This is a genomic window from Pseudomonas sp. TE3786 (genome assembly GCF_054057335.1).
Map to the genome: position 1 here is coordinate 191,246 of NZ_JBSRZF010000002.1, position 13,836 is coordinate 205,081.

10 protein-coding genes are annotated in these 13,836 nt (G+C 62.1%); 9 read left to right on the top strand and 1 reads right to left on the bottom strand.

Annotated features, from left to right (window positions below; all coding sequences use genetic code 11):
- Position 1 precedes the first annotated feature (1 nt).
- Positions 2-2,647 carry a pyruvate dehydrogenase (acetyl-transferring), homodimeric type gene (gene aceE / locus ACVW0Y_RS03335; protein ID WP_457436040.1) on the bottom strand — a complete coding sequence of 882 codons (2,646 nt, stop codon included), beginning with the start codon at positions 2,645-2,647 and terminating at the stop codon, positions 2-4.
- A gap of 302 nt (positions 2,648-2,949) precedes the next feature.
- On the opposite strand from aceE, the gene glnE reads away from it, so the two are divergent.
- The 9 genes from glnE to ACVW0Y_RS03380 all read left to right on the top strand — a co-directional run bounded on the left by glnE (position 2,950) and on the right by ACVW0Y_RS03380 (position 13,834).
- Positions 2,950-5,883, top strand: a complete 2,934-nt coding sequence (glnE, locus tag ACVW0Y_RS03340) for a bifunctional [glutamate--ammonia ligase]-adenylyl-L-tyrosine phosphorylase/[glutamate--ammonia-ligase] adenylyltransferase (protein ID WP_457436041.1) — start codon at positions 2,950-2,952, stop codon at positions 5,881-5,883.
- 84 nt (positions 5,884-5,967) lie between these two features.
- A complete protein-coding gene (locus ACVW0Y_RS03345; RefSeq protein WP_108096384.1) occupies positions 5,968-6,891 on the top strand; it encodes a branched-chain amino acid transaminase in 924 nt (307 codons plus the stop codon).
- Positions 6,892-6,964: 73 nt separating this feature from the next.
- The gene (gene waaF / locus ACVW0Y_RS03350) at positions 6,965-7,999 is read left to right on the top strand and encodes a lipopolysaccharide heptosyltransferase II (protein WP_457436043.1); all 1,035 of its coding nucleotides are present in this window, start codon (positions 6,965-6,967) and stop codon (positions 7,997-7,999) included.
- The gene (gene waaC / locus ACVW0Y_RS03355) at positions 7,999-9,000 is read left to right on the top strand and encodes a lipopolysaccharide heptosyltransferase I (RefSeq protein WP_457436044.1); all 1,002 of its coding nucleotides are present in this window, start codon (positions 7,999-8,001) and stop codon (positions 8,998-9,000) included. The genes waaF and waaC overlap by 1 nt, the downstream gene beginning before the upstream one ends.
- Complete coding sequence (locus tag ACVW0Y_RS03360; RefSeq protein ID WP_457436045.1) at positions 9,000-10,121, top strand: glycosyltransferase family 4 protein; 1,122 nt, start codon at positions 9,000-9,002, stop codon at positions 10,119-10,121. Before waaC ends, ACVW0Y_RS03360 begins: the two co-directional genes overlap by 1 nt.
- Entirely contained in the window at positions 10,118-10,939 is an 822-nt protein-coding gene (rfaP, locus tag ACVW0Y_RS03365) for a lipopolysaccharide core heptose(I) kinase RfaP (protein WP_457436046.1), read from the top strand. The genes ACVW0Y_RS03360 and rfaP overlap by 4 nt, the downstream gene beginning before the upstream one ends.
- Entirely contained in the window at positions 10,939-11,673 is a 735-nt protein-coding gene (locus tag ACVW0Y_RS03370) for a lipopolysaccharide kinase InaA family protein (RefSeq protein ID WP_457436047.1), read from the top strand. The genes rfaP and ACVW0Y_RS03370 overlap by 1 nt, the downstream gene beginning before the upstream one ends.
- Positions 11,670-12,416: a lipopolysaccharide kinase InaA family protein gene (locus tag ACVW0Y_RS03375; protein ID WP_457436048.1), complete on the top strand. Its 747-nt coding sequence runs from the start codon at positions 11,670-11,672 to the stop codon at positions 12,414-12,416. Before ACVW0Y_RS03370 ends, ACVW0Y_RS03375 begins: the two co-directional genes overlap by 4 nt.
- Positions 12,413-13,834 (top strand): lipopolysaccharide kinase InaA family protein, encoded by a 1,422-nt coding sequence (locus tag ACVW0Y_RS03380; RefSeq protein ID WP_457436049.1) that lies wholly within the window; start codon positions 12,413-12,415, stop codon positions 13,832-13,834. Before ACVW0Y_RS03375 ends, ACVW0Y_RS03380 begins: the two co-directional genes overlap by 4 nt.
- Positions 13,835-13,836: the final 2 nt, after the last annotated feature.

Consider the following 13,836-nt stretch of genomic DNA (forward strand, 5'->3'; position numbering starts at 1 on the left):
CTTAGCAGTCCAGTGGGTTGAGTTTTTCTGGGTTGATGCCGAACTTGACGATGGCTTCGGCCACCACTTTCGGTTCGATATCACCGCGATCAGCCAGGGCTTCCAGTGCGGCCAGGACCACGAAGTGACGGTCCACTTCGAAGAAGTGACGCAGCTTCTTGCGGCTGTCGCTGCGGCCGAAGCCGTCGGTGCCCAGCACTTTGTATTCCTTGACCGGTACCCACTGACGAATCTGCTCGGCGAACAGCTTCATATAGTCGGTAGAGGCAATCACCGGACCTTTGCGGCCGCTCAGGCACTCTTCGACGTAGGTCTTCTTCGGCTTCTGGCCCGGTTTCAGACGGTTGCTGCGTTCCACGGCCAGACCATCACGGCGCAGTTCGTTGAAGCTGGTAACGCTCCACACATCGGCACCGATGTTGAACTCGTCACGCAGAATCTTCGCCGCTTCGCGCACTTCCCGCAGGATGGTGCCCGAGCCCAGCAGTTGCACGTGGTGGGCTGCGTCGCGCTTGTCTTCTTCGAGCAGGTACATGCCCTTGACGATGCCTTCTTCCACACCGGCCGGAATGGCGGGTTGGGCGTAGGACTCGTTCATTACGGTGATGTAGTAGAAGACGTCCTGTTGCTCTTCGGTCATCTTCTTCATGCCGTCCTGAATGATCACCGCCAGCTCGTAGCCGTAGGTGGGGTCATAGGTGCGGCAGTTGGGGATGGTGCCGGCCAGCATATGGCTGTGACCGTCTTCGTGCTGCAGGCCTTCACCGTTCAGGGTGGTGCGCCCGGCAGTACCGCCGATCAGGAAGCCACGGGTGCGGCTGTCGCCAGCGGCCCAGGCCAGGTCGCCAATACGCTGGAAGCCGAACATCGAATAGAAGATGTAGAACGGCAGCATCGGCTGGTTATGGCTGGAGTACGAGGTACCGGCCGCAATGAACGACGACATGGCGCCGGCTTCGTTGATGCCTTCTTCGAGAATCTGGCCCTTCTTGTCTTCGCGGTAGAACATCACCTGGTCTTTATCCACCGGCTCGTAGAGCTGGCCGACCGAGGAGTAGATACCGAGCTGGCGGAACATGCCTTCCATACCGAAGGTACGGGCTTCGTCCGGGATGATCGGTACGATGCGCTGGCCGATTTCCTTGTCCTTGACCAGCTGCGACAGGATGCGCACGAAGGCCATGGTGGTGGAGATTTCGCGGTCGCCGCTGCCGTCCAGAATCGCCTTGAGGCTATCCAGCGGCGGGGTCGGAATGCTGAAGCTCTTGGCCCGGCGCTGCGGCACGAAACCACCCAGGGCGGCACGGCGTTCGCTCAAGTAACGGGCTTCGGCACTGCCTTCTTCGGGTTTGAAGAACGGCAGGTTTTCCAGTTCTTCGTCTTTCACCGGAATATCGAAGCGGTCGCGGAATTTCTTCAGGCTGTCGACATCAACTTTCTTGGTGTTGTGCGCGGTGTTCTTCGCTTCGCCGGCACCGGTGCCATAACCCTTGATGGTCTTGGCCAGGATGACGGTGGGTTGCTCTTTATGGTTGACCGCCTGGTGGTAGGCCGCATAGACCTTGTACGGGTCGTGGCCGCCGCGGTTGAGCTTCCAGATTTCGTCGTCGGACAAATCAGCAACCATCGCCTTGAGTTCTGGCGAGTTGAAGAAGTGTTCACGGACGAACGCGCCGTCTTTGGCTTTGTAGTTCTGGTACTCGCCGTCGATCACTTCGTCCATCCGGCGTTGCAGGATGCCGTCGGTGTCTTTGGCCAGCAGTGGGTCCCAGAAGCGGCCCCACACGACTTTGTTCACGTTCCACTGCGCACCACGGAACACGCCTTCGAGTTCCTGGATGATCTTGCCGTTACCACGCACCGGGCCGTCGAGGCGCTGCAGGTTGCAGTTGATGACGAAGATCAGGTTGTCGAGTTTTTCGCGGCCAGCCAAGGAGATGGCGCCGAGGGATTCCGGCTCGTCGCACTCGCCGTCACCCATGAAACACCAGACTTTCTGCTTGCCAGCCGGGATGAAACCACGGCTTTCCAGGTACTTCATAAAGCGTGCCTGGTAGATCGCCTGGATCGGGCCAAGGCCCATGGACACAGTCGGGAACTGCCAGAAGTCGGGCATCAGCCACGGGTGTGGGTACGAAGACAGGCCGTTGCCATCGACTTCCTGACGGAAGTTGTTCATCTGGTCTTCGCTGATGCGCCCTTCCATAAAGGCGCGGGCATAAACGCCGGGGGAGGCGTGGCCCTGGAAGTAGATAAGGTCGCCGCCGTGTTCGTCGGTCGGTGCCTGGAAAAAGTAGTTGAAGCCAATGTCATACAGCGTGGCGCTGGAGGCGAAGCTGGAGATATGGCCGCCCAGATCCGAGTCGCGCAGGTTGGTGCGCATCACCATCGCCAAGGCGTTCCAACGGACCAGCGAACGGATGCGGCGTTCCATGAACAGGTCGCCAGGCATGCGTGCTTCGTGGGTAACGGGGATGGTGTTGCGATACGGCGTGGTGATGGCGTAGGGCAGTTGCGCACCGCTGCGGGTGGCGAGTTCGCCCATACGGGTCATCAGATAATGAGCACGGTCTTCACCTTCACGGTCTAGGACGGATTCAAGCGCGTCCAGCCATTCCTGGGTTTCGACGGGATCGAGGTCTTGCATGGCTTGCTCCATGGCGGAAAGGCTTCCAGAATCGAAAACCTTGTGTTCGTTGCCGGCCTTATGGGCGGGCACGTAAATTCTTGGATTTACCGGAGGTAGGACCGGCCGCGTGTAGTTTTACTACAAATCGACGGACGTTTCAGCCCTTGGGACACATTCTTTAGTAGTAAAACTACATTGTGTACACATTAGAACGAAAAAATCGCGACAATCCTGGGCTTAGAGCGCTTTGCCACTGTCGAGCCAATCTCAGTGGCTGCAAACACCCTGACCGAGATGTACGCCGATCCAAAGGATAGATCATGAACCTGCCGCCGCTCGTCGACTTGCCTTCCTCGTTACAGCCTTTCGTCCAGCGGGCGGAGCAATCGCTGCGTGCAGCGTTAGGGGAGGCCAGCAGACAATTTGATGCCTGGCCGGCGCAGCGCCTCGATGTTTTTAAACGCGTGGTCGGTGCCAGTGATTTCGTCAGCGAACAAAGCATTCGCGACCCGCAGATGCTCTTGGCTCTGGCTGAAAGCGGCGAACTTGAGCGGCCCCTGCAGCCCGGCGAATTGCGCCAGCAAATGGCCGAAGCCCTGGCCGAGTGCACCGATGAAGCCCAACTGGGCCAGGTGCTGCGCCGCCTGCGCAACCGTCAGCAGGTGCGGATCATCTGGCGCGATATCAGCCGTCAGGCGGGTCTGGCGCAAACCTGTCGCGATCTTTCCGATCTGGCCGATGCCAGTATCGACCTTACCTACAACTGGTTATACCCGCGCCACTGCGAACAGTTCGGCACCCCCATGGGCCGGCGCAGCGGCGAGCCGCAGCATATGGTGGTGCTGGGCATGGGCAAACTGGGTGCGGTGGAGCTCAACCTGTCCTCCGATATCGACCTGATCTTCGCCTACCCCGAAGGCGGTGAAACCGAAGGGGTGAAGCGTTCGCTGGATAACCAGGAGTTCTTTATCAAGCTCGGTCAACGCCTGATCAAGGCGCTGGATGCGATTACCGTCGACGGCTTTGTGTTTCGCGTCGATATGCGCCTGCGTCCTTACGGCTCGGCCGGTTCCCTGGTGTTCAGCTTCAATGCCCTGGAGCAGTACTACCAGGACCAGGGTCGCGACTGGGAGCGCTACGCCATGATCAAGGCGCGGGTGGTCGGTGGCGACCAGGCCGCCGGCGCGCAGTTGCTGGAAATGCTGCGCCCCTTCGTTTACCGCCGTTACCTCGATTTCTCCGCCATCGAAGCGCTACGTGCGATGAAACTGCTGATTCAGCAGGAAGTGCGGCGCAAGGGCATGGCCGACAATATCAAGCTGGGCTCCGGCGGCATTCGTGAAGTGGAATTTATTGCCCAGGCCTTCCAGCTGATCCACGGTGGCCGTGACCTCAGCCTGCAGCAGCGGCCGCTGTTAAAGGTGCTGAAAACCCTGGAAGGGCAGGGCTACCTGCCGCCGGCTGTGGTCGCCGAAATGCGCGACGGCTATGAATTTCTGCGTTACACCGAACACGCCATCCAGGCCATTGCCGACCGCCAGACCCAGATGCTGCCGGACAACGACGACGAGCGTGCCCGCGTCGCCTTTATCATGGGTTTCGATAGCTGGGCGGCTTTCCATGAGCGGCTGATGTACTGGCGTGGGCGCATCGAATGGCATTTCCGCCAGGTGATCGCCGACCCCGACGAAGACGAAAACGGCGAAGCCGACCTCTGCGTCGGCAGCGAATGGCTGCCGCTGTGGGAAGACGCGCTGGACGAAGAAAGTGCCTGCCGGCAACTGGCCGATGCCGGTTTCGCCGATGCGCAATCGGCCTGGCAGCGCCTGGCGGGCCTGCGCAGCGGCAACCAGGTGCGTGCCATGCAGCGCCTTGGCCGGGAACGCCTGGACGCCTTTATTCCGCGCCTGTTGGCGCAGGCGGTCGAACACGATAATCCTGACCTGGTACTAGAGCGCGTGTTGCCGCTGATCGAAGCGGTGGCGCGGCGTTCTGCCTATCTGGTGCTGCTCACCGAGAACCCGGGGGCCCTGCAACAGTTGCTGACCCTGTGCGCCGCCAGCCCGTGGATTGCCGAGCAGATCAGTCGCTTCCCGCTGCTGCTCGACGAGCTTCTTAATGAAGGCCGCCTGTTCAAGCCGCCACTGGCACCGGAACTGGCCGCCGAGCTGCGCGAGCGCCTGACCCGGATTCCCGAAGACGATCTGGAACAGCAGATGGAGGCCCTGCGCCACTTCAAGCTGGCCCACCGCCTGCGGGTGGCCGCTTCGGAAATCTCCGGGGCGTTGCCGCTAATGAAGGTCAGCGATTACCTGACCTGGCTGGCCGAAGCCATTCTCGACCAGGTGCTGGCCCTGGCCTGGCGGCATACCGTGGCCAAGCACGGCACACCGCAACGCGCGGATGGTGGGCTGTGCGATCCGGACTTCATCATCGTTGGCTACGGCAAGGTCGGCGGTATCGAGCTGGGCCATGGTTCCGATCTGGATCTGGTGTTTATCCATGACGGCGACCCGCAGGCGGAAACCGATGGTGCCAAGCCCATCGATGGCGCGCAATTCTTCAATCGCCTGGGGCAGCGGATCATTCACCTGCTCACCGCGCAGACCAACTCCGGCCAGTTGTATGAAGTGGATATGCGCCTGCGGCCCTCGGGCTCGGCGGGGCTGCTGGTCAGCTCCCTCGGTGCCTTCCGGCGTTACCAGGAAAATGAGGCCTGGACCTGGGAACACCAGGCGCTGGTGCGGGCGCGGGTGCTGGTGGGCAGCGAGCGGGTCGGCAAAGCCTTTGAGGATGTGCGTGCCCAGGTGCTGGGGCGCAGTCGCGATCTGGACAAACTGCGCGTCGATGTCAGGGAGATGCGCGCCAAGATGCGCGACAACCTCGGCAGCAAGCAAACGGCCGCCGGCACCGGGCAAAATGCCTTCGAAGCCGCAGCGCCGTTCGATCTCAAGCAGGATGCCGGAGGTATCGTCGATATTGAATTTATGGTGCAATACGCGGCCTTGGCTTGGTCTGGCGCGTATCCGCCGCTGTTGCAGTTCACTGACAACATTCGCATTCTGGAAGGCTTGGAACGCCTGGGCTTGATGCCCGCGGCCGATGCCACCCTGCTACAGGAGGTCTACAAGGCCTACCGTTCCGCCTCGCACCGCCTGGCTCTGCAGAAGCAGCCGGGCACGGTCAGCGGCGAGCAGTTCCAGCATGAACGCCAGGAAGTGATGCGCATCTGGCGGGAACTGGGGCTTGGTTGAACGGCCCGCAGCAAACGCAAACCCTGACGCAAGCAACCCGAACTCAAGCAACCCTACTGAAGCAAGTTTCTGAGGAGCTGAACGATGTCGATGGCCGATCGTGATGGTGTGATTTGGTATGACGGCGAGCTGGTGCAATGGCGCGACGCAACCACCCACGTGCTGACCCATACCCTGCATTACGGCATGGGTGTTTTCGAAGGCGTCCGCGCCTACAACACCCCCCAGGGCACCTCGATTTTCCGCCTGCAAGCGCACACCGACCGCCTGTTCGATTCGGCTCACATCATGAACATGAAGATGCCGTTCACTAAAGAGCAGATCAACGAAGCCACCCGTGCGGCGGTACGTGAAAACAACCTCGAAAGCGCCTATATCCGCCCGATGGTGTTCTACGGGTCTGAAGCCATGGGCATCCGTGCTGACAGCCTGAAAGTACATGTGATCGTTGCTGCCTGGCACTGGGGCGCGTACATGGGCGACGAAGCCCTGCAAAAAGGCATCAAGGTGCGCACCAGCTCCTTCACTCGCCACCACGTCAATATTTCCATGACCCGCGCCAAGGCCAACGGCAACTACATCAATTCGATGCTGGCGTTGCAGGAAGCGGTCTCGGCCGGTGCCGACGAAGCCATGCTGCTGGACCCGGAAGGCTATGTGGCCGAAGGCTCGGGCGAGAACATCTTCCTGATCAAGGACGGCGTGCTCTACACCCCGGAAGTCACCTCGTGCCTGAACGGCATCACCCGCAGCACCGTGCTGACCCTGGCCGGCGAGCTGGGTATCCCGGTGGTGGAAAAACGCATCACCCGCGACGAGGTGTATATCGCCGACGAAGCCTTCTTCACCGGCACCGCCGCTGAAGTAACGCCGATCCGCGAAGTGGACGGCCGCAGCATCGGGATCGGCAGCCGTGGCCCGGTCACCGAAAAACTGCAGAAAGCCTACTTCGACCTGGTGACTGGCCAGACCAGCGCTCACGCCGAGTGGCGTACCGCCGTCAAGTAAACCGCCAGGTAAAAACAGCAATTAGCAGTGACAGGGAGGCTTAAACGCCTCCCTGCTCATTTGCGGAGTTTGAATGAACATATTGATCGTAGGGCCGAGCTGGGTTGGCGACATGGTGATGGCGCAGACCCTGTTCCAGTGCCTGAAACAGCGTCACCCCGACTGCCAGATCGACGTGCTGGCACCCGACTGGAGCCGGCCGATTCTCGAACGCATGCCCCAAGTGCGTAAGGCGCTGAGCTTTCCCCTTGGCCATGGCGCGCTGGAGTTGGGCACGCGGCGGCGCATCGGCAAATCCCTGGCTGGCCAGTACGATCAGGCCATTTTGCTGCCCAATTCGTTGAAGTCGGCACTGGTGCCGTTCTTCGCCGGCATCCCGAAACGCACCGGCTGGAAAGGCGAGCTGCGCTATGGCTTGCTCAACGATGTGCGCAAACTCGACAAAGAGCGCTATCCGCTGATGATCGAGCGCTTTATGGCCCTCGCCTACGAGCCGGGTGCCGAACTGCCGCAACCTTATCCACAGCCCAGCCTGCGTATCGAGCCGCAAAGCCGTGATGCCGCCCTGGCCAAGTTCGGCCTGACTCTGGATCGGCCGATATTGGCCCTGTGCCCCGGCGCCGAGTTCGGTGAAGCGAAGAAATGGCCCAGCGAGCATTACGCCAAAGTGGCCGAGCTGAAAATCCGTGAAGGCTGGCAGGTGTGGTTGTTCGGCTCGAAGAATGATCACCCGGTGGGCGAAGCGATCCGCAGCCGGCTGATCCCTGGTCTGCGCGAAGAAGCCCATAACCTGGCGGGCGAAACCTCGCTGGCCGAAGCCATCGATCTGCTGTCCTGCGCCAATGCCGTTGCCTCCAACGACTCGGGCCTGATGCATGTGGCGGCGGCGCTGAACCGCCCGCTGGTGGCGATTTACGGTTCCACCTCGCCGGGCTTTACCCCGCCGTTGGCCGACCAGGTGGAAATCGTCCGTCTGGGTATCGAATGCAGCCCGTGCTTTGACCGCACCTGCCGCTTCGGCCACTACAACTGCCTGCGCGAGCTGAAGCCGCGTCCGGTGGTGGAAGCCCTGGCGCGTGTGGCGCCGAATCCGGCCGAGGTCGATTGATGCGGGTTCTGCTGATCAAAACCTCGTCGCTGGGCGATGTGATTCACAGCCTGCCGGCGCTTACCGATGCCGCCCGCGCCATTCCCGGCATCCAGTTCGACTGGGTGGTGGAAGAGGGCTTTGCCGAGATTCCGGCCTGGCATCCGGCCGTGGCCCAGGTGATTCCGGTGGCCATCCGCCGCTGGCGCAAGAACCTCTGGCAGACCATCAAACACGGCGACTGGAAACGCTTCAAACAGCGCCTGGGCGAAACCAGATACGACCTGGTGATCGACGCCCAGGGCCTGCTGAAAAGCGCCTGGCTGACCCGCTATGTGCAAGGCCCGATCGCGGGCCTGGACCGCGACTCGGCGCGCGAGCCGATTGCCTGCCGTTTCTACGACCGCACCTATGCCGTGCCGCGTGACCAGCATGCGCTGGAGCGGATTCGCCAGTTGTTTGCCCAGGCCCTCGACTACCCGCTGCCGGCGGGCATTGGCGACTACGGGTTGAACCGTGCGCAGATGGCTGACCCCGCTGCGCCGCCGTATCTGTTGTTCCTGCATGGCACCACCTGGGCCAGCAAGCATTGGCCCGAGGCTTACTGGCGGCAGCTGGCCGAACAAATGAGCGAACTGGGCTATGCCATTCGCTTGCCTTGGGGCAATGCCGTCGAGCAGCAACGCGCCGAACGTATCGCCCAGGGCTTGGAAAACGCCGTGGTACTGCCCAAATTAAACCTGGCGGGCGTGGCCAAGGTGATTGCCGGCGCGCAAGCCTGCGTGGCGGTGGATACCGGCCTTGGCCATCTGGCCGCCGCCCTGGATGTACCGACCATTTCCCTGTACGGCCCGACCCTGCCGGGCCGCGTGGGTGCCTATGGGCGCTCGCAGATTCATCTGTGCGCCACCGGCCCGAACGCCGGGTTGGGCGACCGCGATAAACCCTGTTTCGATGACCTGCTGCCCGAGCGTGTGGCCACCGAGTTACAAGCCCTGCTTTTGGCACCGGAGACTGTGTGATGCAACTGGCTTTTGTTCTGTACAAGTACTTTCCCTTCGGCGGCCTGCAGCGCGATTTCATGCGCATCGCCCTGGAGTGCCAGCAGCGTGGCCACAGCATTCGCGTCTACACGCTGATCTGGGAAGGCGAGGTGCCGCCCGGTTTCGAAGTGCTGGTGGCACCGGTCAAAGCCCTGTTCAACCACCGTCGCAACGAAAAACTGCTGGCCTGGGTGCAGGCCGACCTGGCCAAGCGCCCGGTGGACCGCGTGGTAGGTTTCAACAAGATGCCCGGCCTGGATGTGTACTACGCCGCCGATGGCTGTTTTGAAGATAAAGCGCAAAACCTGCGCAACTCGCTGTACCGCAAATTCGGGCGCTACAAGCACTTTGCCGACTACGAGCGCGCGGTGTTCGCGCCGACCGCCAGGACCGAAGTGCTGATGATTTCCGAAGTGCAGCAGCCGCTGTTCGTCAAACACTACGCCACCCCGGCCGAGCGCTTTCATCTGCTGCCGCCGGGCATCGCTGCCGACCGCCGCGCGCCGGCCAATGCTGCCGAGATCCGTGCCGAGTTCCGTCGCGAGTTCAACCTGGCCGACGATGACCTGCTGCTGGTGCAGATCGGTTCCGGGTTCAAAACCAAGGGCCTGGACCGCAGCCTGAAAGCCGTGGCGGCGTTGCCCAAAGAACTGAAAAAACGCACCCGGCTGATCGTCATTGGCCAGGACGATCCCAAGCCGTTTCTGCTGCAGGTGGCGGCCTTGGGCATTAGCGAGCAGGTGCAGATTCTCAAAGGGCGCAGCGATATCCCGCGTTTTCTCCTGGGTGCCGATCTGCTGATTCACCCGGCCTACAACGAAAACACCGGCACCGTGTTGCTGGAAGCGTTGGTGGCGGGGCTGCCGGTTTTGGTCACCGATGTGTGCGGCTACGCCCACTACATCGAAGAAGCCGATTGCGGCCGCGTGGTGCCCAGCCCGTTCCAGCAGGAGCAGCTCAACAGCACCCTGCAAACCATGCTTGAAGACGACGCGCAGCGTGCCGCCTGGGCGGCCAATGGCCTGGCGTTTGCCGATACGGCGGACCTCTACAGCCTGCCGCAGCGCGCCGCCGATGTGATTCTGGAGGCGCGCGCGTGAAGCTGATGCTGACTGAGCCGTTCAAGCGGCTGTGGGCCGGGCAGGACGCTTTCGAGGCCGTCGAACGCCTGGATGGCCAGGTGTACCGCGAGCTGGAAGGCAGGCGCACCCTGCGCACCGAAGTCGATGGCCGTGGCTACTTTGTGAAAATTCACCGAGGCATCGGCTGGGGTGAAATCTTCAAAAACCTGTTTACCGCCAAATTGCCAGTGCTCGGTGCCGGGCAGGAGCTCAAAGCCATTCAGCGCCTGACCGAAGTGGGTGTGCCGACCATGACGGCGGTTGCCTACGGCGAGCGCGGCAATAACCCGGCGGCGCAGCATTCGTTTATCGTCACCGAGGAACTGGCACCCACCGTCAGCCTGGAAGACTTCAGCATCGACTGGCTCAAGCAGCCGCCTGCGCCGCGCCTGAAATGGGCGCTGATCGCCGAAGTGGCGCGCATGACCGGGATGATGCACCATGCCGGGGTCAACCACCGCGACTGCTATATCTGCCACTTTCTGTTGCACACCGATAAAGCGGTGACCGCCGATGACTTCAAGCTGTCGGTGATCGACCTGCATCGCGCGCAAAGCCGCGAGAAAATCAGCCGCCGCTGGCGCGACAAAGACCTCGCCGCCCTGTACTTCTCGGCCCTGGATATCGGCCTGACCCAGCGCGACAAGCTGCGCTTTCTGCGCGCCTATTTCCTCGCGGCCCGGGGTACCTGCAACCTGCGCCAGATTCTCCGTGAGGAAGCGACGTTGTTGGCCTGGCTGGAACGCAAGGCCGCCAAGCTGTATGACCGCAAGCAGCGTTACGGGGACGCGCTCTGATGGCGTCGTGGCATCTGGAACCCGCTTATCAGCAGCTGGCCGCCGACTTCGGTGATCTCGATGCGGTGTTCGCCCTGACCGGCGAGCGCATGACCCGCGACCCGGTTTCCGAAGTGATCCGCATCGAGCGCGAAGGCGTGCGTTATTACGTCAAACGCTACCGCAGTGCCGGCAAGGGCTTGCGGCCGTACCTGGCGCGCCTGCGGGTACGCAGTGAGTGGCAGAACCTGAAGCGCTTCGCCAAGTGGGGCCTGCCCACCGCCGAAGTGGTAGCGCGTGGTTTCGAACGCCGCCATGGTGCGTTCGTGCGCGGTGCCATGATCACCCGTGAACTGCCCAACACCGACGACCTCGGACGGATGGCGAAAAAGGGCGATGTGCGCCTGCAGGACGCCGCCTGGGTAGACGGCATCAGTCGCCAGCTGGCCCACGGCACCCGCGTGATGCACGACAACTCTTTCACCCACAACGACCTAAAGTGGCGCAACTTGCTGGTCGATGACCAGGCCAAGCTGTTCTTTATCGATTGCCCTAACGGTGCGTTCTGGCGCGGTTTCGTGTTGCGTTACCGGATCATCAAAGACCTCGCCTGCCTCGACAAAGTGGCCAAGTACAAGCTTTCCAACACCCAGCGGCTGCGCTTCTACCTGCAGTACAGCGGGCACGCCAAGCTCAATCCAGCGGACAAGAAACAGATCCGCAAGATCGTGCAATTCTTTGAGGGTCGGGAATGAAGGACTTTATCGCCGCCGAAGACCGTGCGGTTCTCGCTGCTCATCAACTCGACTCCTTCGATGCCCTGTGGGCCCTGGAGCTGGACGCGGTGGATGAACCGAACACCGAGCGCGGCGGGTACAGCACGGTGTCGCGGCTGGTGCTGGGCGAGTCGGCCTATTACCTCAAACGCCAGACCAACCACCTGACCCGCAGCCTGCTGCATCCCCTGGGCGAGCCGACCTTCGCCCGCGAGCTGCGCAATATCGAGCGCTACCAGAAGCTCGGTATTCCGGCTCTGCACGCGGCCTTCTTCGCCCAGCGCGAAGTGGACGGCAAGCAGCAGGCCATCCTGCTCACCCGTGCTCTGGATGGCTGGCAGGACCTGGAATACTGGTTGCGCGATTGGACTGAGCGCAGCGAGGCTCAGCGCATGGCCATTCTGCGCGCCTGCGGGGAGCTGGCGCGGCGCCTGCACGATGCCAATCAGATGCATGGCTGCTTCTATCCCAAACATATTTTTCTGCGCGAGTCGGCCAGCGGTTTCGACGCGCAATTGATCGATCTGGAAAAGACCCGCCGCCTGGTGTTCGGCAAGCGCGACCGGATCAAGGACCTTGAGCCGTTACTGCGCCGTGCCAGTAGCTGGAGCCAGGAAGAAGTCTGGCAATTGCTGTTGGCCTACGTCGGCGACAAGGGCGATGCCAAAGGCTGGAGCAAGCGCCTGGGCGCGCGCAGCGCGCATAAGGCAGCTCGCCGATGAACCTCGGCGAGCTGAGCAGCGCCGGGCGCACACCAGCCTTGCCGCTGAGCGTGCAGGTGGGCGGCGAAACGCTGCAGCTGCAGAGCCTGCTGCGGGTGTTGCCGGGCCAGCGTTATGTCGGCGTGGCGCAGTGGCAGGGCCGCCCGGTACTGGCCAAGTTGTTGGTGGGGGGCAAGGCCGAGCGCCACTTCAACCGTGAGTCCAAGGGCGTGCATCTGCTGGCCGAGCAGGGCCTGCTGACCCCGGCGCTATTGGCTGAAGGCTATACGGCGGGCGAGGGCGGCTGGTTGCTGTTCGAGTATCTGGCTGGCGCGCAAAGCCTGGGCGATGCCTGGCGTGCGGTGGCCCAGCAAGCGCCGGCATCCGACGGCCAGCAGCAGGTGCTGGCCCAGGCCCTGGGTGCCATTGCGCAGTTGCATAGCAAAGGCCTGTGGCAGGCTGATCTGCATCTGGACAATCTGCTGCAGTACAACGGCCAGCTGTACCTGATCGATGGCGGCGGCGTGCAGGCGCAGGTGCCGGGGCAGCCGCTGGGGCGTGATGAAGTGCTGCGCAACCTCGGAGTGTTTTTTGCCCAGTTGCCGGCCAACCTCGAACCCTTCCTCGAAGAACTGCTGATTCACTACCTGCTGGCCAACGGCGAACATGCCCTGCCGCTGGAAAAGCTCTTGGCCGAAGTCGCCAGCGTGCGGCGCTGGCGGGTGCGCGACTACCTGAAAAAGGCCGCCCGCGAGTGCAGCCTGTTCAGCGCGCGGAGTGGTGCCTTCGGTTTGCGTGTGGTGCGCCGCGAGGCCGAGCCGGGGTTGCAGGCGCTGCTGGCCGACCCGGATAGCGCCATCGACGCCGGTCATCTGTACAAAACCGGGGGCGCGGCTACTGTGGCGCGGGTTGAAGTGGCGGGCGCGCCACTGGTGGTGAAGCGCTACAACGTGAAGAACTTCGCCCACTGGCTGAAACGCTTCTGGCGCCCCAGCCGCGCCTGGCACAGCTGGCGTGAAGGCAATCGCCTGCAGGTACTGGGCATCGCCACCCCGCAGCCGCTGGCGGTGATCGAACGGCGCTGGTGCTGGCTGCGCGGCCGCGCTTATCTGGTGACCGCTTACTGCGGCGACGAAGACCTGATTGCGCGCTTTTCGCCGTACCTGCACAGCACGCCGCCGGATAGCGAATTGCAGGCCTTGGACCAACTGTTCGCCGCACTGCTTCGCGAGCGCATCAGCCATGGCGACTTCAAAGGCCACAACCTGTTCTGGTTCCAGAACCAATGGACGCTGATCGATCTGGATGCCATGCAGCAGCACGGCAGTCAGGGCAGTTTTGCCAAAGCTTATGCCCGGGATCGTGCGCGGTTTTTGCGTAATTGGCCCACAGACTCGGCGCTATACAAGTTGCTGGATCAGCGACTACCCACACTTTAAAT